The organism is Roseibium sediminicola (genome assembly GCF_023156505.1).
In the GTDB taxonomy this organism is placed as follows: domain Bacteria; phylum Pseudomonadota; class Alphaproteobacteria; order Rhizobiales; family Stappiaceae; genus Roseibium; species Roseibium sediminicola.
The window spans coordinates 26,286-51,219 of record NZ_JALNMJ010000032.1 but is presented as its reverse complement, the minus strand read 5'-3'; the positions used below and the strand labels follow the sequence as shown (position 1 = coordinate 51,219).

General features: G+C 60.4%; 22 protein-coding genes. 11 read left to right on the top strand and 11 right to left on the bottom strand.

Features of this window, described 5'->3' with window-relative positions:
• Nucleotides 1-222 precede the first annotated feature (222 nt).
• A complete protein-coding gene (locus tag M0H32_RS27115; protein ID WP_248159683.1) occupies nt 223-801 on the bottom strand; it encodes a TetR/AcrR family transcriptional regulator in 579 nt (192 codons plus the stop codon).
• Between the two features lie 206 nt (nt 802-1,007).
• Between M0H32_RS27115 and M0H32_RS27110 the strand changes: the two genes are divergently transcribed.
• Nucleotides 1,008-1,481: a YHS domain-containing (seleno)protein gene (locus M0H32_RS27110; protein WP_248159682.1), complete on the top strand. Its 474-nt coding sequence runs from the start codon at nt 1,008-1,010 to the stop codon at nt 1,479-1,481.
• 149 nt (nt 1,482-1,630) lie between these two features.
• Entirely contained in the window at nt 1,631-3,001 is a 1,371-nt protein-coding gene (locus M0H32_RS27105; protein ID WP_248159681.1) for a TIGR03808 family TAT-translocated repetitive protein, read from the top strand.
• A 167-nt stretch (nt 3,002-3,168) separates the two neighbouring features.
• Here M0H32_RS27105 and M0H32_RS27100 read toward each other — a convergent pair whose 3' ends face one another.
• On the bottom strand, nt 3,169-3,975 hold the full coding sequence (locus tag M0H32_RS27100; RefSeq protein ID WP_248159680.1) for a dimethylarginine dimethylaminohydrolase family protein: 807 nt from the start codon (nt 3,973-3,975) through the stop codon (nt 3,169-3,171).
• A 63-nt stretch (nt 3,976-4,038) separates the two neighbouring features.
• Here M0H32_RS27100 and M0H32_RS27095 point away from each other — a divergent pair, with 63 nt between their 5' ends.
• On the top strand, nt 4,039-4,437 hold the full coding sequence (locus M0H32_RS27095; RefSeq protein ID WP_248159679.1) for a GNAT family N-acetyltransferase: 399 nt from the start codon (nt 4,039-4,041) through the stop codon (nt 4,435-4,437).
• Nucleotides 4,438-4,596: 159 nt separating this feature from the next.
• Here M0H32_RS27095 and M0H32_RS27090 read toward each other — a convergent pair whose 3' ends face one another.
• Together M0H32_RS27090 and M0H32_RS27085 are read right to left on the bottom strand one after the other, a co-directional pair.
• Entirely contained in the window at nt 4,597-5,625 is a 1,029-nt protein-coding gene (locus M0H32_RS27090; RefSeq protein ID WP_248159678.1) for an asparaginase, read from the bottom strand.
• Nucleotides 5,626-5,662: 37 nt separating this feature from the next.
• A complete protein-coding gene (locus M0H32_RS27085; protein WP_248159676.1) occupies nt 5,663-6,841 on the bottom strand; it encodes an aminotransferase in 1,179 nt (392 codons plus the stop codon).
• Between the two features lie 169 nt (nt 6,842-7,010).
• On the opposite strand from M0H32_RS27085, the gene M0H32_RS27080 reads away from it, so the two are divergent.
• On the top strand, nt 7,011-8,795 hold the full coding sequence (locus M0H32_RS27080) for an SPFH domain-containing protein (protein WP_248159674.1): 1,785 nt from the start codon (nt 7,011-7,013) through the stop codon (nt 8,793-8,795).
• A 65-nt stretch (nt 8,796-8,860) separates the two neighbouring features.
• Here M0H32_RS27080 and M0H32_RS27075 read toward each other — a convergent pair whose 3' ends face one another.
• The 3 genes from M0H32_RS27075 to M0H32_RS27065 form a co-directional block, all read right to left on the bottom strand.
• Nucleotides 8,861-9,481 carry a type 2 periplasmic-binding domain-containing protein gene (locus M0H32_RS27075; RefSeq protein ID WP_248159672.1) on the bottom strand — a complete coding sequence of 207 codons (621 nt, stop codon included), beginning with the start codon at nt 9,479-9,481 and terminating at the stop codon, nt 8,861-8,863.
• A gap of 327 nt (nt 9,482-9,808) precedes the next feature.
• Nucleotides 9,809-10,564, bottom strand: a complete 756-nt coding sequence (locus tag M0H32_RS27070) for a substrate-binding periplasmic protein (protein WP_248159670.1) — start codon at nt 10,562-10,564, stop codon at nt 9,809-9,811.
• 576 nt (nt 10,565-11,140) lie between these two features.
• On the bottom strand, nt 11,141-11,881 hold the full coding sequence (locus M0H32_RS27065) for a substrate-binding periplasmic protein (protein WP_248159668.1): 741 nt from the start codon (nt 11,879-11,881) through the stop codon (nt 11,141-11,143).
• Between the two features lie 396 nt (nt 11,882-12,277).
• Between M0H32_RS27065 and M0H32_RS27060 the strand changes: the two genes are divergently transcribed.
• The 3 genes from M0H32_RS27060 to M0H32_RS27050 all read left to right on the top strand — a co-directional run bounded on the left by M0H32_RS27060 (nt 12,278) and on the right by M0H32_RS27050 (nt 17,697).
• Nucleotides 12,278-13,816 (top strand): SulP family inorganic anion transporter, encoded by a 1,539-nt coding sequence (locus M0H32_RS27060; protein ID WP_248159688.1) that lies wholly within the window; start codon nt 12,278-12,280, stop codon nt 13,814-13,816.
• A 170-nt stretch (nt 13,817-13,986) separates the two neighbouring features.
• On the top strand, nt 13,987-15,798 hold the full coding sequence (locus M0H32_RS27055) for an adenylate/guanylate cyclase domain-containing protein (protein WP_248159667.1): 1,812 nt from the start codon (nt 13,987-13,989) through the stop codon (nt 15,796-15,798).
• 78 nt (nt 15,799-15,876) lie between these two features.
• Nucleotides 15,877-17,697, top strand: a complete 1,821-nt coding sequence (locus M0H32_RS27050) for an adenylate/guanylate cyclase domain-containing protein (RefSeq protein ID WP_248159666.1) — start codon at nt 15,877-15,879, stop codon at nt 17,695-17,697.
• Between the two features lie 106 nt (nt 17,698-17,803).
• Here M0H32_RS27050 and M0H32_RS27045 read toward each other — a convergent pair whose 3' ends face one another.
• Nucleotides 17,804-18,433, bottom strand: coding sequence for an MAPEG family protein (locus M0H32_RS27045; RefSeq protein WP_248159665.1), 630 nt, complete (start codon nt 18,431-18,433; stop codon nt 17,804-17,806).
• Between the two features lie 150 nt (nt 18,434-18,583).
• Here M0H32_RS27045 and M0H32_RS27040 point away from each other — a divergent pair, with 150 nt between their 5' ends.
• From M0H32_RS27040 to M0H32_RS27025, 4 genes are all read left to right on the top strand, one after another.
• Nucleotides 18,584-19,018: a curlin gene (locus M0H32_RS27040; protein WP_248159664.1), complete on the top strand. Its 435-nt coding sequence runs from the start codon at nt 18,584-18,586 to the stop codon at nt 19,016-19,018.
• Between the two features lie 75 nt (nt 19,019-19,093).
• Complete coding sequence (gene csgH / locus M0H32_RS27035; RefSeq protein ID WP_248159663.1) at nt 19,094-19,483, top strand: curli-like amyloid fiber formation chaperone CsgH; 390 nt, start codon at nt 19,094-19,096, stop codon at nt 19,481-19,483.
• A gap of 25 nt (nt 19,484-19,508) precedes the next feature.
• On the top strand, nt 19,509-19,913 hold the full coding sequence (locus M0H32_RS27030) for a curlin (RefSeq protein ID WP_248159662.1): 405 nt from the start codon (nt 19,509-19,511) through the stop codon (nt 19,911-19,913).
• 200 nt (nt 19,914-20,113) lie between these two features.
• Nucleotides 20,114-20,488, top strand: coding sequence for a hypothetical protein (locus M0H32_RS27025; protein WP_248159661.1), 375 nt, complete (start codon nt 20,114-20,116; stop codon nt 20,486-20,488).
• A 61-nt stretch (nt 20,489-20,549) separates the two neighbouring features.
• On the opposite strand, the gene M0H32_RS27020 is transcribed toward M0H32_RS27025, so the two are convergent.
• From M0H32_RS27020 to M0H32_RS27010, 3 genes are all read right to left on the bottom strand, one after another.
• Entirely contained in the window at nt 20,550-21,935 is a 1,386-nt protein-coding gene (locus M0H32_RS27020; protein WP_248159686.1) for a homospermidine synthase, read from the bottom strand.
• 815 nt (nt 21,936-22,750) lie between these two features.
• The gene (locus M0H32_RS27015; RefSeq protein WP_248159659.1) at nt 22,751-23,302 is read right to left on the bottom strand and encodes a GNAT family N-acetyltransferase; all 552 of its coding nucleotides are present in this window, start codon (nt 23,300-23,302) and stop codon (nt 22,751-22,753) included.
• A 10-nt stretch (nt 23,303-23,312) separates the two neighbouring features.
• Complete coding sequence (locus M0H32_RS27010; RefSeq protein ID WP_282449583.1) at nt 23,313-24,443, bottom strand: type III PLP-dependent enzyme; 1,131 nt, start codon at nt 24,441-24,443, stop codon at nt 23,313-23,315.
• Between the last annotated feature and the right edge of the window lie 491 nt (nt 24,444-24,934).

Below are 24,934 nucleotides of genomic sequence, written 5' to 3'. Positions count from 1 at the left end.
TTGCTTCGAACGGACTGCCACGTACCGCGGATCGTACGGTCTCCGGCCCACTTGGGAGGGCAGCAACCGGCCCTCCCAAAACCAATCTACAAAAATTCAAACAGATAAGGATCGGCCACTTGTTCAGAAGATGCCGCCCATCCTTCGAGACAGCGCTCGCGCGCTTCCTCAGGAAGACGATGAATGTTGAGGACTGCCCTACAGGACCGGTTTTAAGAGCCCTCAATCCCGACGCAGCAGGCGCTCCACCTGACCGAGGCAATCGCCCGCCATCTCGCGCGACAATCCGGCCCGGCCAAGAACGCGCAGGCCGAAATAGGCGGACAGCAGGCCTCTAGCGCTGGCTCTCGCATCGGCTTCTTCGAACCCATCGTCGACAAGGGCCTGGCGGAACCCGCCTTCCAGGCGGCGGGTCATCACCTGCAGTTTCTTCTCGGCCTCGCCGCCCCCGGCCGCCCTGTCGATCATCGCGTTGCAGAGGAAACAGCCCAGCCGGTCACCATTCGCCCGCACCTCATCGGCAACCTTCTTGAACAGGCCGAGAATGCGCTCCCGGCCCGCCCCCGCCGACGGATCGCCGAGAAAGGCCACCGTGCCGCTGATGACGCGATCGTTGTATCGGTCAAGTGCCAAGAGATAGACCGACTGCTTGTCCCGGAACGCCTTGTAGAAGGAGCCCTTGGTGATCTCCATGGCGCTGAGCAGCTCGGCCAGGGACGCCTCCTCGTAACCGACATCCCAGAACAGCACCATGGCCTTTTCCATGGCAACGTCCGGATCAAACTCCCGCGGTCTGGCCATTTGGTCCCTTTCCCGACAAGCTCACGAAATCCTCACCCCGCTCTCACGCGCATGTGTTTTGTACCAATTGGTTCCTAACTCTATATCCAGATCACCGGAAGGAACGGACCGACTTTTGCCAAGTTAGGAACCAAATGGTACCGAAAAAAGGCAGACGCTTCAATCCGCACCACCGGCCAGCATCAATCCTCAGGGAGAATTCACACATGTTTGCAAACCTGATCCGCGGGTCCCTTGCCGCACTTGTTGTCGTCACCGGACTTGTGTCCAATGCCTTCGCAGCGGGCTTTGACGTCAATGCCACGGTCACCGGTCTGGCCCTGCGCGGCGTCGACCCGGTCTCCTACTTCACCGCTGGCGAGCCGCAGGACGGCGACTTCACAATCACCGCGGTACACAACGGGGCCACCTATCGTTTCGTTTCGGAAAAAAACCGCGATCTCTTCAAGGAAAATCCGGACAAATACCTGCCGCAATATGGCGGTTTCTGCGCCTTCGGCACCGCCATGGGCGTCAAGGTGGATGGCGACCCGGATCTCTGGAAGATCGTTGACGGCAAACTCTACCTGAACCTCTCCAAGAGCATTCAGGAACGTTGGAACGGCGACATCCCGGGCTTCGTTTCCACCGCCGACGAAAAATGGGGCGACCTGAGGGACGCCGATCCGTCCAAGCTGTGATTGCGTGAACGCCTGAAACTGAAAAGCCGGCCGGGATCTTCCCGGCCGGTTTTCCTTTATGCGTCCAACCGGCACGGCCCTTGCGAAGTTCAGACCAGCAACCGAACCCGATCCCGATCCGGGACGCTTCTGAGCAATTGGCTGGGCCGATGACACGTTTTTCGCCGAAACTGAACCGCCGCACGTTTCTTGCCGGGACAGCTCTGTGCCTTTCCGGGACAGCCGCATCGGCTCAAATGAAGATCGCCGACCTGCGCGGGTCGATCGATTCAGAAGATCTCGGCCTTCTGCCAAACGCGGCCAATGACCAGACCGCCCAGTTCCAGAACGCCGTCAACCGCGCTGTGGAACGCGGCCGCGCCCTGTTCCTGCCTGCAGGCACCTACCCGGTCGCCAACCTGCGCCTGCCGTCGGGCACCCTGATTGTCGGCGTGCCGGGACGAACCCGGCTGGTCTATCAGGGCGGCGGCGGCCAGCTGATCCGCGCCGAAGGCGTTTCCGATGTCGGTCTGACTGGCGTCACCTTTGACGGCGCCAACCGCTCCATCGGCGATTTCACCGAAGGTCTTCTGCATTTCATCGGCTGCAAGGACGTCACCCTCGACAATTGCGAGATTACCGGCTCCTCCAAGATGGGCCTCCTGATGGACCGCTGCTCCGGCCGGGTGGAGAACTGCACCATTTCAGGCGCCGCCGAAGCGGGCCTGCGTTCCAATGAGGCCACCGGCCTTGCCATCGTCGGCAACACGGTCACCGACTGCGCCAATGGCGGCATCTGGGTGCATCGCTGGCGCGAGGGCGAGGACGGCACCATCGTCTCCGGCAACCGGGTCGAACGCATCGGCGCCCGCTTTGGCGGCACCGGCCAGTTCGGCAACGGCATCAATGTCTTCCGCGCCCATGGCGTCATGGTCTCGAACAACCGGGTCGCCGACTGCGCCTTTTCCGCGATCCGCTCCAATGCCGGTTCAAATGTCCAGATCATCGGCAATTCGTGCCTCAGATCCGGCGAGACCGCGATCTATTCCGAATTCGGCTTCCAGGGCGCGGTGATCTCGAACAACATCGTCGACGGCGGCACCATCGGTATTTCCATCGCCAATTTCATGGATGGCGGCCGGATGGCGGTCTGTTCCGGCAATCTGATCCGCAACATCACCAAGGACGGCCCCTACCCGCCGGAAGTCGCTGGCTTCGGCATCGGCATTGCCGTTGAGGCCGACACGACGCTCACCGGCAACGTGGTCGAGGGCGCACCGAAATTCGGCATAATGCTCGGCTGGGGTCCGTACATGCGCAACGTCGCCGCTGCGCAAAACGTCATCCGCGACTGCGGCACCGGCATTGCCGTCACCGTGGTCGATGGCGCAGGGTCGGCGGTGATCACCGGAAACATCGTCCAGGGCTCAAGAAACGGCGGCATCAACGGCTACAGGTGGCTGGAGAAAGCCACCGGTGAACTCAACAACGTCTCCGAGTTCTCCAACCTGACGGTGCACGGCAACCAGGTGGCCGGCTGAGGCGCCGTTGAAGCGCCTCGTCACACGATACCCGCCGCAATTTCCGTCGTCATCCTAAGGAGGACCGGAAGGTCCGTCTCGAAGGACCCGTTGCACACTGGAGCAAGTGGCCCATCCTTCGAGACAGCGCTTTCGCGCTTCCTCAGGATGACGTTGTCTTTTAAGTTTTACGCCTCATTGAGCGCAAACCGCAGGGACAGGCAGGACAGGCCGCCGTCGACCTTGCGTGCCTCATGGGTTGGCAGGACCACCGTCTTGAACCCGGCCGCCTCGATCGCGGCCAGCGTCTTCGGATAGCCTTCCGGAACCAGCACCACGTCGTTCACGCGGATGACATTCGCCGCATAATCCTCGCCCTCGGCCACCTGGACGATCTTGCGGTCGCCGAAAAAGCCGCTGTCGGCCATCACCTTGGTGGCCAGGATGACATTGTCGCCAAGGGTCGAACAGGCGGTCTTGAAATGCAGCACTCCCTCCGGCGTCTCGCAGACCTCGGCCTTGTAGCCCCACTCGCCCAGGATCTTGGCAAAGGCTTCCGCGCCCTCCCGGTCGGTGCGCGCCGACAGGCCGATCAGGATGACATCGTCGAGCATCAGCACATCGCCGCCGTCGACATGGCCCGTTCCCGGTAATTCGACGACCTGCGGAAAGCGCGCGTCGAGCGCGGCGCGGATCTCGCGACCTTCGCCTTCGCGGCTCGCTGTTCCAGGACGCAGCTGAATTGCGCCTTCCGGCAAACAGAAGGCCGGGTCCTCGACAAAGCAGCTGTCCGGAAAGGCTTCCAGCGCCGGCAACACGTCGACGGTGAGGCCGGCCTCTTGCAGGGCGGTCACGTAAAGCCCATGTTCTGCTCTGAATTTTTCACCGCTCGGGTCGCCGGCATCTACCGCCCGGATCCCGTTGGCGACACTGTCGGCGGGAATGCGGGTGATCGCATGGGTGAAACGGAAGGACAGACCGGGGCGATGCGCCATGAGACAACTCCAATGACAAGAACAAGCGCCCAACCAGCCATCCGCAAGGCGAATTTGCAAGACGTGAACAGGCTCAAAACCTGTATCGACCGCGCCTATCAACCGGTAAAATCGCGCCTGCCGGACTTGCCCGACGTCTCCGCCGGTCTTGCCGAGGACATTCGCGATCATCATGTGTTTGTGGCCGAACTCGACGGCGAACTTGCCGGTTGCGCAATCCTGTCTCTCAGCGGCACCTCGGCTCATCTGATGAACATCGCCGTCGATCCGGATGCCAAGGGCATGGGTCTTGGCAGGCTTCTGATCGAACATCTCGAACGATACGCGCGCGCCGGCGGCGCCACCGAGCTGCATCTGGCAACCCATGTGGGCATGCCCGACAACGTCGCGCTTTACAGCCATCTCGGCTGGAGTGAAACATCAAGAAACGGTAACAAGGTCTTGATGAAGAAAGATCTTTAACCCAAACCAATTCACACCCAATGTCGTCATCCTGAGGAGCCGCGACAGCGGCGTCTCGAAGGATGGGCAACAGATTCTGAACAAGCAGCCGATCCTTCGAGACGGACCTTCGGTCCTCCTCAGGATGACGTTGTTGGGTGGAGCACTTATTAAATAGCCCTAGGGCAGCGCGGCCTTGAGTGCGGCGAGGAAATCCTGACGCGGGCGGATGTGGCCGGCCTGGATGCCGCGCCGGGTCAGGACCGGCGGGTTGACCAGGCCGTCCAGCAGAGCCGCCTCGTCTTCATTCAGCTCCAGCAGTGCTTCCAGAACGGTTGCCATCATCACCTCGGCCGCGCGTGTCGCGCCGTCGTCGCATTTGAGCGCAATGCCGAAACCGAGTTCCGGGACAGCGCCGCAGAAAACGCCCTCGGCCCCTGTCTTGACGAAGACCCGGCCGCGGAACCCTTCCATCACCCTGGTACAGAACCGGCCGGCGCCGGCGACCATGTAGGGTTCATTGATGCAGGCATCGTAGAGGCGCTGCGCCGCGTCGGCCCGCAGGGGCTCGAGCCCCTCACCGGTACAGAAGGCCGCAAACGCGCGGGCGAAGCTTTCCATCGGGGTTGCATAGGTCGGAATGGAGCAGCCGTCCGTGCCGCAGACATCTTCCGACAGCGTGTCGCCGGTCAATTGTTCCATGACCAGCCGGATCTCCCGCTGCACGGGATGTGTGGGGTCGACATAGCCCCTGGTATCGACGCCCATCACCCTGGCAAGGCCTAGAAAGCCTGCATGTTTGCCCGAACAATTGTTGTGCAGCCCGCAAGGTGTTTCGTCGGCCAGGATCAGTTTGGCCGCATCTTCCATGCGCTTCGGCCATTGCGGCCCGCATTCCAGGTCATCCTCGGTGAGGCCCGCTTTCATCAGCATGACACGCGCCGCGTTTGCGTGGACCACTTCGCCGCTATGGGAGGCGCAGGTCAGCGCCAGCTCGGCATCGGTCAGGTCGAGGGCGTCGGCCGCCCCGGATTCCACCAGAGGCAGGGCTTGAAGCGCCTTGATGGCGGAACGCGGAAACACACGAGCTTCGACATCGCCTATGCCGCAGACCAGTTTGCCCGCCGTATCGACAATTGCGATGCTGCCGCGGTGCAGGCTCTCTGTGACCGAACCGCGGGTGACGTCGACCAGAGCCGGATTGTCCATGTAGTTTCTCATATTCAAGAGATCACGTGATGTCAGGCTAGGCGGATTCGGCCCGGGCCGCAGTCAAAAATGCACCGAGCCGCACCAGCGCCTCGTCAATCACCGCATCCTGCTTGCAAAAACAGAAGCGGATGTAGCCGGTTGGCGCGTCCGAGCCGTAGAAGGCGGACACCGGCACGGCGGCAACGCCCGCCCGGGTCACCAGGGTCCGGCATGCCTCGACATCCGTCCGGCCAAGGCCGAGGCCGTCAAAGCCGCAGGTCAGGAAATAGGTCGCCGCGCAGGGCAGAACCGAGAAGCCGAGCTGTGCCAGCCCCGAAGCCATGCGGTCGCGCTTTGCCATCAGGTCTTCAGCCAGGCCGGTAAAATAGCCGTCCTCCTTGCCAAGGCCGTAAGCCACCGCCTTTTGCAGATTGGGCGGTGTGGTGAAGGTCAGCCATTGATGCGCCTTGGCGATCGGATCCATCAGCGCGGCAGGCCCGCTAATGTAACCCACTTTCCAGCCGGTCAGGGAAAAGGTCTTGCCTGCCGAACCGATCCGCACCGTGCGTTCGCGCATGCCATCAAAACACATCAGCGGCCGGTGCCGCGCACCATCGAACACCAGATGCTCATAGACTTCGTCGCAGATCGCATAGGCGTCGTGTTCCAGGCAAAGATCGGCAATCAGCTGAAGCTCGCGTTCCGAAAACACCTTGGCGGTCGGGTTCATCGGATTGTTGATCAGGATTGCCTTGGTCCGCTCCGAAAAGGTGGCTCTGAGGGCATCTTCGTTCAGGGACCAGTCCGGCGGTGTCACGCGCATGCGCACCGGAATGCCGCCGGCCTGTTTGACCAGCGGCAGATAACAGTCATAGAGCGGTTCGATCAGAACCACCTCGTCGCCGGGAGACACCAGCGCGAAGAGGCAGTCGGCCAGAGCTTCCGTCGCGCCGGACGTCACCATGACTTCGCTGTGTGGGTCGACCTCAAGGCCATAGAAGCGCCGGTTGGCTTCTGCCACCGCCTGGCGCAGGGCCGGCAGGCCCAGCATCGGCGGATACTGGTTGGGCCCGTCGATCAGGGTGTCTGCGGCGATGCGGCGGATGTCTTCAGGACCGTCCACATCCGGGAACCCCTGCCCCAGATTCACGGCTTCGTGGGCCATGGCAAGGCGCGACATGGTCTCGAAAACCGTGGTGTCGATGCCGGTAAAGACCGGATTGGTCGGTTTCATAGTTCCTCCCGGACGTCTTTTGTCCGGTTCTATTCGTCTGCCGGGGTATCGTCGAGCGAATTTCATACCGCGCTGCGTTAAAAACCGGCCTTTCGCGGAAGCATTGTTTGACTCTGTCTCGCAGCAGCGATCAGATGATGCCTGATTGGAGCGCGCGGGAGGACACGCAATGCTGGGTGTGGTCATCGGAATTGTGGCGATTGTTCTGGGGGCGGCAGTGGTGTTGCGCCGGACCGGCGCGCCGGCCGGCGGGCACCGGCTCATGAAAGTCTTCTCCAGCCGCATCATGGGCATCGTCCTGATCGCGGTCGGCGCGTTCATGCTGCTGTCCACGTCTTTCATCTTCGTCGATGCCAATCAGGTTGGCCATCTGAAGCGGATCTACGCGTTCAAGGAACTGCCGGCGGGCCGCATCATCGCCCTTGATGGCGAGAAAGGTCCGCAGGCCCAGATCCTGGGGCCGGGCTTCCATTTCATTCCGCTGGTACGTGTGCTTTACGATTTCGAGGAATGGGACGTCATCACCATTCCCGAAGGCTATTACGGCCAGCTCACGGCACTGGACGGAGATGCCATGCCGTCGGGCATGTTCATGGCCCCCGCGATATCCGACGAGAAAGTCGGTGAAATGTTGAACGCGGCCACGTTTCTGACCAATGGCGGACTGCGGGGACCACAGGAAACCGTGCTGAAACCCGGCCAGTACCGCCTCAACCGTTACCTGTTCGATGTCCGCCTCGATGAAAACACCGGGGCCACCGTCATTCCCGCCGGTCATGTCGGCGTGGTCAAATCGAACGTCAGTCAGCCCGGCATCAACTGTGTCGAGGAAGAAGTCTCGGCTTCCACCGCTTCCCGGGATGCCCTGACCGTGCCACTGGTGCCGCGCGGCTGCGTTGGGATCTGGAAGGAACCGCTGTTCCCCGGCGCCTATTACCTGAACCGGCAAGCCTATGAGGTGACCCTCGTCGACACCCGCGTCCAGACCTGGGAATACAAGGGCGGCTACACCAAACGCATCATCGACCTCTCCGTCGACCAGCAGGGCAACATCCAGCAGAACGAGCGCTCCGTGCAGGAACAGATCCCGGGCGACGCCGCCGACCGGGCGGTCTATGTCAAGGTCGAGGGCTGGGACATTCCGCTGGAACTGCGTGCCCTGGTCCAGGTCGATCCGGACAATGCCCCGGTTGTCGTCGGCTCCGTTGGCGGTCTCGGTGAAATCGAGAACCGCATCCTGACCCCGGCGATCCGCTCGATCGTGCGCAACGTCGCCGGTGCCTCGATCCGGGTGCAGGATCGAGAATCGGACGGCACTCTGGTGCAGCCGCCATCCTATACCGTTCGCCCCACCCGCGTGCTCGATCTCATCGAAAACCGGGACGCGATCGAACAGACCATCGAGCAGCAAATCAAGGTGGAAGGCAACAAGGCGGGCGTCAACATCCGGGAAATCCGCCTGGGTGAACCGGCCATCCCCCCGGAATTGCTGGTCTCGCGCCTGCGCGTGCAGCTCGCCGACCAGCTGTCCACGGCCTATGAGCGTGAGACCGACGCCCAACAGAAACGCATCGAGACCGAGCAGGCCCGCTCCACAGCCGATGAGCAGCCGCGTCTCGTCGAAGCGCAGATTGCCGTGCAGGTGGCCAATCAGCGCGAGCAGGAACGCGCCGCCCTTGGCCGTGCGGAACGCCAGTATCTGGAGGAGCTCGCCCGCGGCCAACGCGCCCAGGTCGACGTGCTCGGCCAGGACCGGGTTGCACTGCTTCAGGCGCTCGAAAAACTGCTGACCTCCCTGGAGCGCAAGCCTGAGCTGGTCGGCCTGGTCGGCAAGCTGGTGCCCAACACGGTGGTCGGCGGCGACAGCGGCTTTGCCGGTGCGGCGGCGTTGCTCGGCGCCAGCCTCGGTCAGGCCCAACAGACGGGCGGCAACCGTCCGGCAGCCGGGCAGTAGGCAACTGCGCCCGGAATCTCGTTGGCACGCCACATATCAGCGCCTCATATGATCCCGCCGGGCGGCTATGAGCTCATTCCTGTCTTGTGCAGAATGTTCCTGTCCGGGATGATCTCCCTCGACTTTCTGTCTTCATACGTCTCGCCGGACGAACGTTTCAGCTGTCGCCGAAGCACGTCCTCGATTTTCGGCACAAGATCGGCATGGCTTTCATGCAGGAAATGGTAGAAGGCGACCGAGTGCAGCGAGGGCTCAATCGGGAACACTTCCGGCATGTCAAGCTCCCTGGAAAGCCTTTGCCCTGTGCCCTCCCCGGCGATCACAAGGTCGATGCGGTCCCGGCGCAGCATCTCGAAAAGCTGCTCCGGAGATTCCGCCGTCCAGATTTCGGTGAACCCTTCCGCGAGTTCGACGGCAAAGCGGGCCCCGGCGATATGTCCGATGCGCAGATGCTTGAGTTCATCAAAGGATTTGCCGCGCAGGCCCGGATTGACGGCATAGGCATAGGTCCTTGCCACGACGATGGGCACGTCCACCCGGATCAGGCTTTCGTGGTCGGCGCCGACATCCTTGATACGCACCAATTCGCCGTCGGTCTTTCCAGACGCGGCATCAAGCAGGGCCCGCCGTGGACTCGCCTGCACGGCTTCGATCCGGATGCCGAGTTCATCATATGCGCGCGTCAAGATCCTCTCAGCCAGTGGCGTCAGGTTGGGGGCGTCAAAACTGGAAAATCGCAACCTGTCCTGTGCGGACGCAGCGTGAATGACGGCGAATACGCTCAAAACGGCACACATGACGAGCCGGTTCAATGTCGTCCTCCCCAATCGCAGCAAATCATTCAAAGCAAATAGATCAACCTCTCCGCGCAAATCGGCGCAGCGCAAGTTTTTGAAGAAGTAACTCTACGTGATACGAAGGCAGGTTTGCAACCTGTCTGCAATCCGGTTGCATATTCTGACGAGGAGACGCACGAAACGGCGCCAAAGAAAGGGACCAACAGCACCGTTCGATCACGAATGTGTGCCGTAATATTCCTCTGAAATCTTGTCGACGAAGCCCTCATCGACCAGGTCCTTGACCACCTTGTTCAGGAGGTCCAGCTTGCCGGCCCAATCGGATTTCTTGGACACGCCCAGGAACAGATCAACGGCATTTCCGGGATTGTAAGGTGCCTTTTCGATCTTGCCCGCAAATCCCTGGCGCTTGATGAAATAGTCCACTTGGCAGTCCGTTCCGATCATCACGCCGAACCTCCGTTTCATCAGCATGTCGATCAGGATTTGTTCCTGAGCCACCCCGACCTTGTCGAGGGAAACGTCATTGTCGAACCGGTCGAAATACGCCGAATGCAAAACGTATCCGACTTGGTACCGTGCAAGATCTTCGTAGGTTTTGATCTTTTGGGCCTGGCCGGCAATTGTGTAGAAGGCCGTCGTGCATTTGAAATAGGGCGTGTCGGTATAGGCAATGTATTGCGCCCGTTCGTCGCGATAGGCCAGTCCGGTCATCACATCGACGTCGCCAGTCTGCATGGACGTCAGGGCCCGTCCCCACGGCATTTTTGCAATGGTCAGGCTCGCCCCTGTCCGCTTGGCGATTTCGTCGATCAGATCCAGATCAAGGCCGATCAGCCCCTGCTCGTTCGATATCCGGAAAGGCGGCCAGTCGTCGGTGGCCATCACGAGTTCATCCGCGCGCACCGGAAGCAGCAATGGAACGGTCAGTGCCAACCCCACAAAGAACCGAATGCACGAACTCAACAACATGGCAACCTCTGATTAAGACCCTTCTTCCGACCTCCAGTCTTTCATATTGAATGACAACTACAATGACTATGCAATATTGTAATTATTAACCACAACGCAAGAAAACGAATAAGTAACCACAAGTTTAGTTCATCTCAAACTGAGCACCTAGTGTGGTGAATTTGAAATTCGCCTCATTGTTGCAGCAACCATCGAAGCGAATTTCAAATTCAAAAACCACACTAGAAACATATGCTTGCTAGTCACCCTTTTGAATCTGAAGTTCGTTCCGAGTGTGCCGGGAAATAAGACGAACTTCAGATTCGGGTGACTAGGGTCTGTGGACAATTACGTTTCGGTCTTGGCGCTTGTCGGATTTCGGTCTTCGAGCAGGAGGAAAGTTCGCAGTGGTGCTGCCTACCACGAGAAATTTCCGACGCACGCGAAACCGAAATCCGCTGCGTCCCCCCAGATGTTGGCAATGGGGATTTGATGCAAATGGCTCATTTCTGCGTCGCAAAGGCTTGAAATGGCTGCCCCTTCCTACGCCTTTGCTCCTTGAACTCGAGCCATTTGTATCCAAACCAAGACCAAATCCTAATTGTCCACAGACCCTAGAGCTTCGTGCCCGGTCATGGATTTGATTTCGGCCTCGATCGTGGCACGCAACTCGCCGGTCTGGGTCATCCTTTGCAGCACCCTGCCGATCTCAGGAACAAGGTGGGAATGTTTCTCATGCAGGAAATGATAGAGATTATCCTGCACCAAAGGTGGTTTGAGTTCGGTGATACCGCTCAGTCCGAGACGACCGAGCGCAATGCGTCCAGCAACCGTATCGCTGATAACCGCGTCAAGACGTTCGGCCGCCAGCATTTCAAACAATTCCGAATTTGAGGACGCCCGCCAGACATCGCTGAACCCTTGTGTGAGTTCAACCAGTTTAACGGTTCCTGTCAGATGGCCCACTCTAAGAGCCGCAAGGTTGTCGAGTCTAACCGTAGAAACCGCGTTTTCTTTGACAAAGACGGTCATTGCAAATCTCACAATCGGCACATCCACCCGGCGCAGCGTCGGGTGCAAATCGCCGACAACACCAAAGCGAACGACTTCACCGTCAACCGCGCCTGCGGACGACAGCATCAAACCCCGCTGACCCGAAGTCTGGTAGATCTCAATCTCAATGCCGATCTCTGCATAAGCCCGCTTCAGGATCGCCGCACCGATCCTTCCGTTGGGTGTGCTTTCAAGGGTTGACAACACCAGCCGCTGTTGCGCTTCAACTGCGGACACAGTGAAGACAAAGACCCATAAGAACGTGATCCGTAGCAAGAATTGCAATCGACCTCTCCTGCTGCGCGCAACCAAGAAACCCGATTCAAGAGATTACAACAAAACACAACAAAGAAGTATTATATCAAACAGCCAATACTCTCGCATATACGCATAAATACGCTCAGAAATTTAATACAGCCTATAATTTTATTTGAAGAAATAGCACTTCAGCATTGGAAAACACGCGCGCCGATATGAAAGTGATGTCAGGCGATTGCATGGCAGCCTCCCGCCCGCAAACTTGCTGCATTGCAAAAAATCGATTAGAAGAAGCCAACTTGATTTAGGTCAAAGAGCCGGATTCGGGCAGATTTGGCGCTGACCATTAAAAATCACACAACAATCCTGGAGCAGCTTGTGTCAGCACGCGCAGAGGGCCTTGCGCCTGTCAAACCTGTAAAAATGGATGCCGCGCGCATCAAAACCGAACTTCTCGCCGGTTTGACCGTCGCCCTGGCGCTCGTTCCCGAGGCAGTGGCGTTTGCATTCGTCGCCGGCGTCAATCCGCTGGTCGGCCTCTACGCGGCCTTCTTTGTCGGCCTGATCACAGCCTGCATCGGCGGCCGGCCGGGCATGATCTCCGGTGCGACCGGTGCCCTTGCCGTGGTGATGGTGTCCCTGGTGGCCCAGCACGGCGTTGAATACCTGTTCGCAACCGTGGTGCTGATGGGCATCATCCAGATCGGCGTCGGCCTGCTCAGATGGGGCAAGTTCATCCGCATGGTGCCGCATCCGGTGATGCTCGGGTTCGTCAACGGCCTGGCCATCGTGATCTTCCTGGCGCAGATGGGCCAGTTCAAGGTGCCGGACAGCGCCGGCGGGCTGACCTGGATGAGCGGCTCCCAGCTCTATCTGATGCTCGGCCTGGTCGCCCTGACCATGGCGGTGATCTGGTTCCTGCCGAAACTGACCAAGGCGTTTCCGGCACCGCTCGCCGGCATTCTCGTGGTCACCGCCCTGGTTCTCGGCTTCAACCTGGACACCCGCTCCGTCGGCGACCTCGCCTCCATCTCGGGCGGCCTGCCCCAATTCCACATTCCGATGGTGCCGCTGACCTTCGAAACGCTGAAGATCATTCTCCCCTACGCGATCATTCTCTCGGCCATCGGCCTGATTGAATCGCTGCTGACGCTCAATCTGGTGGCGGATCTGACCAACACCAAAGGTGGCGCCTCCAAGGAATGTGTCGCCCAGGGCACAGCCAACGTGGTCACCGGTTTCTTCGGCGGCATGGGCGGCTGCGCCATGATCGGCCAGTCGATGATCAACGTGAAATCCGGCGCCCGCACCCGCATTTCCGGTATCGCTGCGGCGCTGTTCCTGCTCTCCTTCATCGTCATCGCCTCGCCGCTGATCGAGCAGATCCCGGTCGCCGCCCTTGTCGGCGTGATGTTCATGGTCGTCATCGGTACCTTCGCCTGGGCCAGCCTGAAGATCGTGCACAAGATCCCGCTGATCGACGCCCTGGTCATGGTCGTGGTCACCTGCGTCACCGTCTATTCCGACCTTGCGGTCGCCGTGGTCGTTGGTGTCATCATCTCGGCGCTGGCCTATGCCTGGAACGCGGCCAGCCGCATCAGCGCACGCATCGGCACCAGCAAGGAAGGCTGGAAGGTCTACCGGCTCTCCGGTCCATTGTTCTTCGGCTCGACCACCGGCTTTGTCGATCTGTTCGATCCCGCAAGCGACCCGGACGACATTGTCGTCGACTTCATCGACAGCCGTGTTGTCGACCATTCCGGCCTGGAAGCGATCGATGCGCTTGCCTCCAAATACGAAGCCGCCGGCAAACGCCTGCATCTGCGCCACCTGTCCCCGGACTGCCAGAAGCTTCTGGCAAAGGCGGGCAATCTGGTCGAAGTCTCCGTTCTGGAAGACCCGGACTACGAGATTGCCGTCGATTATGGTCACAGATTCGACGCATCGGAAAAGCCGTCCTAAGCCAGTCTTTGTTCGGCAGACATCAAGACCCGCAGAGTGCCGCTCTGCGGGTCTTTTTCCTTTGCGAGGCCTCAAACCCACTGGGTCCGGACCGGTTTGCCCTTCTCCTAACCGCCTGAACCCGCTAGAGGTCAAGGAACAGCCCGAAATCCGGCAGGCGGGAGGGACCCTTGGCAGCACACAGGAAACTCTTCATCACACCGACACTGGCCTCCGTGATCGGTGCCTTTGTCCTGGTGACGGCCGCGGCGATCCTGATCATTCAAGCTGTAACCTCGGCCAGCGTGGTGCGCGAACTTGGCGGCACCCTTGTCGACATCGGCATGGATTCGGCGCAAACCTCCTTTGTCGAACAGCTTCACCCGATCACGGAAACCGCCGAATTCACCCGCCTTTCCTTCGAACGCAAGGAGTTGCGGTTCGATGATCCGGACCTTTTGATCAGCTATCTCTACGGCGCGCTGGCTCCCATGGAACAGGTGTCTTTCCTTGTCCTGGTGGATGACACGGGGCTCGGGGTCGATGTCGACCGCGGCGATGCCGACGGCACCCTTCTCGGTGGCGACATCGATCTGGCCGCCGATGTCCCGATCCTGGTCCCTCTGACGGAGGAGGCGAAAACCCGCAGCGAAGCGTTCTGGAGCGCTCCCTTCTACATGCCCGGGCGAAAACACACCTACTATGTCTATGTCCGCCCGCTTTTTGAGGGCAAGACCTATCGCGGAAGCCTCTTGATCGGCATGTCGCTGGATCGTGTCTCGGAGATCACCTGGCACGCGTCGACGGACGATATCACCGTGTTCCTGGTCCAGGAGGGCAGCCACAAGATCGTCGGCCACCCGGACCTGCACAAGATGTTCGATGAGCTCAGCGCGGACAGTCCCCTGCCCGACATCGCACGGGTACCCGATGCGTTCCTGAAAAACTTTGCGGATATGCCGAAACTGGACAATGCGTCCTTCGACATTTCCGAAGACCTCGACCTGCATGTCGGCTTTGACGGCAACGGGGTCAAACGCTTCGTCATCCTGGAGCAGAAAAACGTGGATCTTCTGGGGTTGCCTGTGCGCATTGGCACCCATTTCCCGGCCCAGTTCCTGGACCAGCCGCTCGAGCAGCTGCTCGTCGCCGTCGCGGTCGGTGCCGGTTTGCTGCTGCTGTCCCTGATCGGCGCAGTGCTGCTGGCACAGCGCATCGCCCGGCCTGTCCAAAGGGCCTCTGGAGCGGCGAAGGAAGTTGCCAGCCTCAATCTCTCCGCCGTGGAGCCTTTGCCCGCCAGCGTGATCCGCGAGCTGGACGACCTCTCCAAGGGCTTCAATGCCATGGTCAGCGGCCTGAAGGCCTTCAACCGCTATGTGCCGACCACACTCGTTCAAAAACTCCTGAGAGAAGGCCGCGCGGAAGCGCCGCCGGAAGAACGCGAGGTCGCGGTTCTGTTCACCGACATTGCCGGGTTCACCTCCGCCTCGGAAGGCATGTCCGCAACCGAAACGGCCGCCTTCGTCAATCATCACCTCTCCCTGCTCGGCGCCGAAATCACCAAGGAAGGCGGAACCATCGACAAGTATATCGGCGACAGCGTGATGGCCTTCTGGGGCGCGCCGGAAAGGCTGGACAATCCGGCCGAACCCGCCGCCCGGGCAGCGCTCGGCATGGCAAGGGCCATACGCGCCGACAACGAAGAACGCACCGCGCGGGGCGAACCGCCGGTGCGCATCCGCATCGGTCTGCATCTCGGCCCACTTGTGGTCGGCGACATCGGCGCTCCCGAACGGGTCAATTACACGGTGATCGGCGACACTGTGAACGCGGCCTCACGTCTGGAGAGCCTCGGCAAGGAGATCGACGACAGCGCGGATGTGATCATTCTGGCCTCGGGAGACATCGACGTGAAGTTGAGCGACAGCATCGACCGCCACTCCATCGGCCTGCGCAAGGTCAAGGGAAAGGCGGAGGCCGTCGAGGTGGTCCGCCTGCTCTGAGGGAAACTGCCGGCTTTGCTCCGGGCTAAGGGACGCTGTATGAATTGACGGACGATTCTTCTGCACCAAGGCAAGCATTTGATCCGCACCCGGCGCCTGCACATCACCCCCACCCTTGCGACCGTGATCGGCACCTTCGTTTTTGCCACCGCCGCATTGGTACTCCTCGTGCAGGCGACCACATCGGAGAAGGTTGTCCGCCAGCTGGGTGGCGCCCTGATCAATATCGGCATGCACTCCCTGGAACAGGCCTTCACCGCGCAGATCAAGGCCGTCGAGGAGGCCAGCCGTTTCACCACGCTGGCGCTGACGACCGGCAACATCCTGATGCGCAAGCCGCAGGAAATGGCGGATTATCTCTTCGGCACCCTGTCGGCCATGGAGCATGTCTCTTTCGTCATCGTCGCCGACCGGAACGGCAATTTCATCCAGATCGACCGCGGCCGCGGCGACGGCATTCTCGTTCCGCAATTTGTGCCAACCACCGACGAAACGCATGTCCTGGCGGGCCTGATCGCCTCATCCGCCGCCAAGACCCGGCCGTTCTGGACCGGCCCGGCCTACTATCCGCAGCGCCAGCACACCTATATCTCCCATGTTCAGCCGATCCTGTCAGAGGACGGCAATGCCTATGAAGGTCTGGTGCTGGTCGCCATGTCCATGGAGCGGCTGTCGGAGATCACCAAGGACATATCCACCGAACTTGTCCGGGTCTTCATGATCAACCCGCAATCCTACGGCCTGATTGCCCATCCCGCCCTTTCGGAAGTGTTCGGCGAGCTTGCCCCGAACGCCCCGCTCATTGCGCTCGAAAAAGTCCCTGACGACTTCCTGAAAACCCTGAAATCAACGGTCGCCGTCGATGCCACCGGTTATGGCATCCGCGACGGACACGAACTGCGCGCCGGCTACGATACCGCCGGCGACAAGCGTTTTGTCGTCATCCAGAGCCCGGAACTCGGACCGACCGGTTTGCCGATATCGTTCGGGGCACATTTTCCGGCGCAGGTCCTGGAACAGCCTTTTGAGCAGTTGACCGATGCCATTTTGATCGGGGTCGCCCTGCTGGGCCTGTCGCTGGTCGGCGCGGGTTTTCTGGCCCATCGCATCGGCCAGCCGATCCGGAGGGCTGCCGTCGGCGCCCGCGCCGTCGCAGACCTCGAGCTGGACACCGTGGAGCAGCTTCCCGGCAGTTTTGTCCGGGAACTCGACGATCTGGCCAGCGGGTTTAACTCAATGGTCGGCGGCCTCGCCGCCTTCAGCCGCTATGTGCCGAAGACCCTTGTCCGCAAGTTGCTGCGCGAAGGCCGCGCCGACGCCCCTCCGGAAGAACGGAAAGTCGCCGTTCTGTTCACCGACATCGCCGGTTTCACGTCTGTTTCCGAAGGCCTGTCCGCATCGGAGACCGCCGCCTTCGTCAACCATCACCTGTCGCTGCTCGGCGCGGAAATAACCCGCGAAGGCGGCACGATCGACAAATATATCGGCGACAGCGTGATGGCCTTCTGGGGCGCGCCGGACCGTCTCGCCAATCCGGCCGAACCGGCCGCAAGAGCCGCGCTCGCCATGGCCCGTGCCATCCACGCCGACAACCAGAAGCGCACCGCGCAGGGCAAGGCCCCGGTCCGCATCCGCATCGGCCTCCATATGGGACCGCTTGTGGTCGGCGACATCGGCGCTCCGGAACGGGTCAATTACACGGTGATCGGCGACACGGTGAATGTTGCCTCCCGCCTGGAAAGCCTCGGCAAGGAAATCGACGACAGCGCCGAGGTCATCATCCTGGCCTCCAACGAAATCGCGCAAAACCTCGATGACACGATCGAATGCCAGCCGATCGGGCCTCACACCGTCAAGGGCAAGACCGAGGCGCTGAGCGTTGTCCGTCTTCTTGCTTGAGCTCCATCGCCCGTGCCTTGAAGCCGAATTGATATGCCGCCACTCCTTTTTCCGCAGACAGGTCTTGGACACTGGGCGGTGCCCTAGGGGCATCGGAAGACCAGAATCAGAAGAACAGCGCGAGTAAAAGATAACTGGCCATGCCATAGAGGCTGAGCAGCCCAAGACTCATGAACAAGCCGCGCAGAGCGGACCAGCCGGAAAGATAGCCATAGGTGTAGCCAAGCCGGGCCAATCCATACCCGCCGATCCATGCAATGACTGCCGGATAAGCTGGCGAGCCGAGAGCCATCAACACCGCCAAGAAAACAAAATAGACCGTATTCTCGGTCGTGTTCCGGTGGGCATTCTGGCAGCGCTCTACCTCCACCAGTCCTTCCGCTGGAGCCATCGACCGGTCTGCCTTTGCTGCCGCCCATTCTTCGGGTGTCGCATGCAGGCCATAGCGGCTTCTGGCCAGCTCCGTCGCCGTCATCAGCCACGAATGATTGATCAAAAGCAGGGCGGCCGACACCGCCAGGACCGCGAGAACTTCCTTTGCGGGCAAAGTCATGACCAACGGGGAAATGCCGAACAGCAACGCGTTCATCCCAAGGGCGATCAGGGTCAGTGCAAAGGGATAAGCGATGACAACAAGACGCAGGCGCCGCCTGCGGGATTCTTTCTCGAATTCGGTAATCGGACCATCCCCTTCAGTTGGAAACAGGCTTTCATGTACCTGTTCAAACGCGCTCAAAATAAGAGATTTTCGAGCGTTTTCCAGACCGCCCCGACACGATGAACAGCACCTGAATATGACATTCAGCGTGAGTTCTGCACCTGCCGGATAGCATCCTCCTGTCTTCAATAACACCGGCTCAGCCGCCCAGACAGGAGTTCGTCGAAAATGTTTCGCAAGCTGATCATCACCGCCACCACCGCCCTCACCTTCTCAACGGCTGCCCTGCCCGCCAGTGCAAACGGCATCAACATCCAGCAATTCGGTTTCGGGCATGTCACCGGCGGAACGCAAAACGGTTTCAACAACCTGATCGGTGTCTTCCAGGACGGTCATCATAATGAAGGCCTCAGCCGCCAGTTCGGCAATGGCAACACGGCAGCGATCGGCCAGACCGGCGCGCATCACTTTGCAGACACCTGGCAGAACGGCTTCGGCAATTCGGCGGGTGTGGGCCAGTTCGGCACCGATCACAACGCAATCATGACCCAGGACGGCAACGGCAACATTGCCGCTGGTGTCCAGGTCGGCCATGGCTGCGGTGCCTCGGTCAACCAGGCCGGCTCCGGCAATGTCGCAGCTTTTGTCCAGACCTGCCCCTGAGCCAATCTAATTTTCCATTCCCGCGTCTTCGGTGGCTGCCACAAAGCCACCGGAGGGACTTGAGGAGAACGAAAGATGCGTAATTTTGCAAAACTTGGTCTTTTGGCGGTCGTGGCCGCAGTCGGGGCCGCCTGCCAGGCCGAATCCAGCACAATCGCCAAGGAAACCGGATATCAGACGGGCTGTACAATCGAAACCCGCTCAAGTGCAGGCGCCCTCATGCTGACCGGAATTGCCAAAGGCACCGAGGGCGAGACCGGTCAGTACAGACTCACGCTCAGGGGCGGGGACGGCCGCAACAGCACCAACACCAGCCAGGGCGGCGCATTTCAGATCGGCCCCGGCGGAGAAGCCCAAACAGGGACAGTTCGCCTCTTCAACACAGGTGTTTATGACGCCGATCTGGAGATCTCGCTTGCCGGCAAGACCCATTCCTGCAGCAAACGCATCGGCAACAGCATCTGATTGAGTTCAAATACGGAGTATTTCAATGACCCAAACCGTCAAATCGCTCTCTCTGGCCGTCATCCTGATCAGTGGTCTGTCGGCAACGCCAGCCCTTGCCGGCGGTTCGTTCTCAATCACCTTGAACCCTCAGAACCACGAGCAGGAACAGCTGATGCGCGCGGGACTGATCGCCGCCGGCGTCGCCAACGAAATGAGCAAGCAGGGAGGTATCAAGCAGAACGGCTTCGGCAATGCAGCGGGTCTCTTGCAAAACGGCTTCGGCAATCATGGCATCGTCGTGCAGGAGGGCAACGGTCACAACGGAACCCTTCAGCAGCATGGCGACAACCACGCCTACGGCCTGTTTCAGTTCGGCAGGAACACGCAGGGCCATGTGGTTCAGAACGGCTACGGTCAGACCGGAACGACGTTTCAGTTCGGCTGGTAGGAAAGGGTTGCTCTTCTTAGGCACCCCCTTACCAGCTCAATGGGGAACACACGTTTGGCCGCAGCAAAAAAACTTTCTGCGGCCACTGGACAATGGATCAATCCATTCCCATCTCCAGCAACGCAGCTGGTGAACAGGTTTTGTTCCGGTGACTTGCCGGACAGCAGCCTTTCATATCAGCATGCTGTGAGATGAAAAACATGAAACAATTCGACTTGGCCACCACCGCAGCCGGCTCGACGCCTCTGCTGGACACGGGGCTGTTTGCGCTCTCGACCGTCGCCTTCTTCCTGGTCGTCCTGGGCTACTTTCTCTCGTCGGAGTATTTCCAGTCAAAACGGCGCCGGAGCCGTTTCTCGGGAGACGGTCCGGCATTCATCGTCTCGGGCTGTCTGTTTGTCGCCTTTACTGCAAGCTACCTTGAGATATTCCTGACGGCGTTTCGATTGCCGTTTTCGACCTATGTGGAATTGCTCATCGGGCTCCTCGCCGTGGCAGCCGCAGGCATCGGTGCCTACGCTGTCTCCAATTTTGTGCGCACGCGCTGGATGGCCGGGCTCCGTCCGGCGCGCTGAAGGTCGTTGCGATCAATAACGCCGCTGCGACCACAGCGGCGTTGGATCCGGAAATGTATAGCTACCGCACCAGAATATTCCGGAACTGCCAGGGATCCTTGGTGTCGATGTCTTCCTTGTAGAAACCCGGGCGGCCTTCCAGCGGGGTCCAGTCAGTGTAATAGCCCTTGACCGGACCGAGATAGGGCCGTTGGATTTCCAGACAGCGCTTGTAGTCCATTTCGTCGGTCTCGACGATGCCGGCTTCCGGATTTTCCAGTGCCCAGACCATGCCGGCGATGACAGCGGAAGTAACCTGCAGACCGGTGGCGTTCTGATAGGGCGCCAGCTTGCGGGTTTCCTCGACCGACAGCTGCGAGCCGTACCAATAGGCGTTCTTCTTGTGGCCGTAGAGCAGCACACCCAGCTCGTCGATGCCGTCCTGAAGCTCGTTTTCTTCAAGAACATGCAACGTGTCCTGGATTTTCCCCGCAGAACCGAACAGCTCGTGCAGGGAAAGAACCGCGACATTGGCCGGATGATAGGCGTAGTGGCAGGTGGGCCGGTAACTGACCTTGTTGCCCTCGCCAACGGTGAAGAAGTCGGCGATGGAAATCGCCTCGTTATGGGTCACAAGGAAACCGTATTGCGCGCCGGGCGTCGGGCACCAGGTCCTCACACGCGTATTGGCACCGGGCTGTTCCAGATAGATCGCTGCCTTGCAGCCCTTCTTGTGCTTCTTGGCGTTGGAAGGTTTCCAGGTCTCATGTGTGCCCCAACCGAGCTCCGCCGGCTGAAAGCCCTCGGAGAGAAAGCCCTCAACGGACCAGGTGTTCCAGAACTCGCCCGCCGGTTTCGGTTCCTTGGCCCGCTGGGTGTCGCGCTCGGCGATGTGGATGCCCTTGACGCCGGCCTTCTTCATCAGCTTGGCCCAGTCCTTGCGGGACTTCGGCTCCTTGAACTTGATCCCGGTGTCCGTGGCAATGTCCACCAGTGCCTGCTTGACGAACCAGGACACCATGCCCGGATTGGCGCCGCAGCAGGACACCGCCGTGGTGCCGCCCGGTTTCCTGGCCTTCTCCTTGCGCACGGTTTCGCGCAGCGCATAGTTGGTGCGGTCGGCAGCCGTGGCCTTGTCATCGAAATAGAAGCCTGGCCACGGCTCAACGACCGTGTCGATGTAAAGCACACCGAGCTTGCGGCAGAGCTTCATCAGGTCAAGCGAAGAGGTATCGACCGAGAGGTTGACGACAAAGCCCTGGCCCTCGCCTTCGCTCAAAAGCGGCGTAAGCACGTCCTTGTAGTTCTCTGGCGTCAGCGCGACTTTCTGGAACTTGTAGCCACGATCAGTGACCAGCTTGGCATCGGTATCGACCGGATCGATCACGGTGAAGCGCGACTTGTCGAACGCGAAATGGCGCTCGATCAGCGGCAGCGTGCCCTTTCCGATGGATCCGAGGCCGATCATCACCACAGGACCGGTGATGGTGCCGTGGATCGCGCTCTTTACGGCGGCTGCCTTCGGGGCTTGCTTTTGTACCGGCGCCTTCCTGGCGACCGCTTTTCTGGCCGCAGGCTTGCGTGCCGGGGCCTTGGCCGGCGCCGCCGACTTCGCGGCAGCGGGCTTGGCTGCCGCCGGTTTCGCGGCGGCAGGTTTCCGGGCAGCCGGCTTTTTGGCGGCGGCAGATTTTGCAGCGTTCGTCTTGGCAGCAGCCGGAGCCTTGGCCGCCGCCTGGCGCGCGGCAGCCTTTGCAGCCGGCTTCGCGGCAGTGGTCTTGGCCGCTGCCGGTTTCCTGGCTGCAGTTGATTTTCCGGCAGCCGCTTTCGCGGCCGGCTTGGCTGCCGCGGTTTTCGCCGAAGTGGCCTTGGAGGCGGCCGTCTTGGTGGAAGTGGATCTGGAGTTGCCCGGTTTGGCCGCAGCGGGCTTGGAGGCCGCAGCTTTCGCCGCCGTGGCCTTGGCCGCCGGCTTGCGGGTCGCGGCCGGTTTGCGGGCCGGTTTCTTCGCCGCCTGTTTCGGCGCGCCGCCGTTGCTGTCGTCGGTCATTTGTCTTTACTCCAATCGTTTCCGTTTTCGCCGCCCGCGTCGCTGAAACGGGTCCGGCCTATAACGAAGATCCTTCAACAAAAAAGACGCACTTATTGCGCTTTTCTAAAGGTGTGACGTGTTTCAGCAGGAAATTCAAGTCTTGCGTGATTTTTATGCGCGAGGAAAAGGAACAGGCTCAGATGTAAAAACACAAGAGATGGCGGTGAAAAAACACCGCCATCCTTCAAAGCATCAAGTTAAGCGAGCTTCGATACAGCGAAGAGATCTTCGGACGTTGCAGCGGGCGCAGCAAGATCCATTAGGCCGGCGGCGGAAAGCACACCGTCCAGACCGGCCACATGACCGGGCGCGAATTCAACCGCGAGGAACCGCTCATAGGCAACCGGGCCCGGCAGCGAAACATCGTCCAGAAGCCCTGCTTCAAACCCGAAGCGGGCGTAATAGGGCAGATCGCCAACCAGGATCACCGATCCATGGCCGTGCAGGGCGGCCTGGTTGAGCGCATGACGCATCAACCGGTCGCCGACCTTGCTTCCCCGGCAAGCCGGGTCGACGGCAAGGGGTCCGAGCAACAGGCTCTGAAAGCCGTTGCGGTCCGCCACAGACCAGAGCCTTACCGTTCCGACCAGCTTGCCAGATTCGTCCAGCGCCGCAAACGCAAACACCGGAAGACGCCCTTCGCGCAGGCGTTCGGAGGTTTTCGTGAACCGCTCCTCGCCGAAACTCAGGTCGAGCAGCGCCTCACGGGCACCGACATGAACCGGTGCCTCGTCGACAATGTCGATCATGGCTTTTGCCTTAGATGACGTGGGACGCCAGCGGCGCGAAGCCGTTGAAGCCGACGGTGGAATAGGTCGTGGTGTAGGCGCCGCAGGCCTCGATCAGCACCTTGTCGCCGATGGACAACGACACGGGCAGCTCATAGGGGGTCTTTTCGTAAAGCACGTCGACGCTGTCGCAGGTCGGGCCGGCGAGCACGCAAGGGGTGGTCCGTTCGCCGTCGCGCAGGGTGCGGATCGGGTAGCGGATTGCCTCGTCCATGGTCTCGGCCAAGCCGTTGAACATGCCGATGTCGAGATAGACCCAGCGGATCTCGTCCTTGTCGGATTTCTTGGAGATCAGCACAACCTCGGCTTCGATCATGCCGGCATTGCCGACCATGCCGCGGCCCGGCTCGATGATGGTGGACGGCAGGCGGTTGCCGAAATGCTTGGTCAGCGCATGGAAGATCGCTTCGCCATAGCTCGGCACGCCCGGGATGTCCTTGAGGTAACGGGTCGGGAAACCGCCACCCATGTTGACCATTTTCAATTCGATGCCGCGCAGCGCCATTTCCTTGAAGACGCCTGCCGCCATGGCGAGAGCGAAATCCCAGGCCGAGAGGTTGGCTTGCTGGGAGCCGACATGGAAGGAGACGCCATAGGCGACGAGGCCGAGGCGGTGGGCGTGCTCAAGGACGTCGGGCGCCATGTCCGGGTCGCAGCCGAATTTGCGTGAGAGCGGCCATTCGGCGCCGGCACCGTCGCACAAGACGCGGCAGAAGACTTTCGAGCCGGGAGCGACGCGGGCGATTTTTTCGACTTCTTCGACACAGTCGACGGCGAAGAGGCGGATGCCATATTGATAGGCGCGCGCAATGTCCTTCTCCTTCTTGATGGTGTTGCCGTAGGAAATGCGGTCGGCGGTGGCACCGGTGGCCAGCACCATTTCGATTTCGCCGACGGAGGCACAGTCGAAGGAGGAACCTAGGCTTTCCAAGAGCGACAGGATTTCCGGCGCCGGATTGGCTTTCACGGCGTAATAGACGGAGGTGTCCGGCAGGGACTTGGCGAAGGCTTCGAAATTGTCGCGCACGATGTCGAGATCAACAACGACACAAGGGCCATCTGCATCCCGGCGGCGGAGGAAGTCACGGATACGGTCGCTCATTGGGGGGATCCTCTATCTCAAATCAGCCCGCAGACACGCATCAAATCGGGTTGGCGTGCTGCAGTTCACGTCGCAGGATGCTGCGGGACGCACCGGGCCTCCCCCGGGATGGAACCGGAGGCCGGATTGACCGCAGCGACGGTTAGGCAATGCGGCTGATGATCAGCGCAAAGCGTTCCCGCGTCGGGATGCCGTTGATTGGATCGGAGAAACCGAGCCGCACGTCGGGCAAGGATGTAACAAGTGCCTCTTCAGTGACGCCGGAGGTTGGATACCCCGGCAGAGACCAAAAAAGCCCTCTTACGTCGTTGCTTTAAGCCGTACGGACATGCAGCCCGCCCCTTGGCGGTGTAATTGGCTGCTGCCCCTTAAGGTGTGCCTTGTGAGACACCCATGAACGACCACGGGCACGTGCGAATTTGGGCAGCGCGTATATGCGCCTGTTTGCCCCCCGGCGCAAGAGGAAATTTCCCCTTGCCGGGAGTTTTTTT

Excerpts from the sequence above, each read along its gene's own strand:
- M0H32_RS27115 (WP_248159683.1), bottom strand. The coding sequence starts at position 801 with ATGGCCAGACCGCGGGAGTTTGATCCGGACGTTGCCATGGAAAAGGCC.
- M0H32_RS27110 (WP_248159682.1), top strand. The coding sequence starts at position 1,008 with ATGTTTGCAAACCTGATCCGCGGGTCCCTTGCCGCACTTGTTGTCGTC.
- M0H32_RS27105 (WP_248159681.1), top strand. The coding sequence starts at position 1,631 with ATGACACGTTTTTCGCCGAAACTGAACCGCCGCACGTTTCTTGCCGGG.
- M0H32_RS27100 (WP_248159680.1), bottom strand. The coding sequence starts at position 3,975 with ATGGCGCATCGCCCCGGTCTGTCCTTCCGTTTCACCCATGCGATCACC.
- M0H32_RS27090 (WP_248159678.1), bottom strand. The coding sequence starts at position 5,625 with ATGGACAATCCGGCTCTGGTCGACGTCACCCGCGGTTCGGTCACAGAG.
- M0H32_RS27085 (WP_248159676.1), bottom strand. The coding sequence starts at position 6,841 with ATGAAACCGACCAATCCGGTCTTTACCGGCATCGACACCACGGTTTTC.
- M0H32_RS27080 (WP_248159674.1), top strand. The coding sequence starts at position 7,011 with ATGCTGGGTGTGGTCATCGGAATTGTGGCGATTGTTCTGGGGGCGGCA.
- M0H32_RS27070 (WP_248159670.1), bottom strand. The coding sequence starts at position 10,564 with ATGTTGTTGAGTTCGTGCATTCGGTTCTTTGTGGGGTTGGCACTGACC.
- M0H32_RS27060 (WP_248159688.1), top strand. The coding sequence starts at position 12,278 with ATGGATGCCGCGCGCATCAAAACCGAACTTCTCGCCGGTTTGACCGTC.
- M0H32_RS27040 (WP_248159664.1), top strand. The coding sequence starts at position 18,584 with ATGTTTCGCAAGCTGATCATCACCGCCACCACCGCCCTCACCTTCTCA.
- csgH (WP_248159663.1), top strand. The coding sequence starts at position 19,094 with ATGCGTAATTTTGCAAAACTTGGTCTTTTGGCGGTCGTGGCCGCAGTC.
- M0H32_RS27030 (WP_248159662.1), top strand. The coding sequence starts at position 19,509 with ATGACCCAAACCGTCAAATCGCTCTCTCTGGCCGTCATCCTGATCAGT.
- M0H32_RS27025 (WP_248159661.1), top strand. The coding sequence starts at position 20,114 with ATGAAACAATTCGACTTGGCCACCACCGCAGCCGGCTCGACGCCTCTG.
- M0H32_RS27020 (WP_248159686.1), bottom strand. The coding sequence starts at position 21,935 with ATGATCGGCCTCGGATCCATCGGAAAGGGCACGCTGCCGCTGATCGAG.
- M0H32_RS27015 (WP_248159659.1), bottom strand. The coding sequence starts at position 23,302 with ATGATCGACATTGTCGACGAGGCACCGGTTCATGTCGGTGCCCGTGAG.
- M0H32_RS27010 (WP_282449583.1), bottom strand. The coding sequence starts at position 24,443 with ATGAGCGACCGTATCCGTGACTTCCTCCGCCGCCGGGATGCAGATGGC.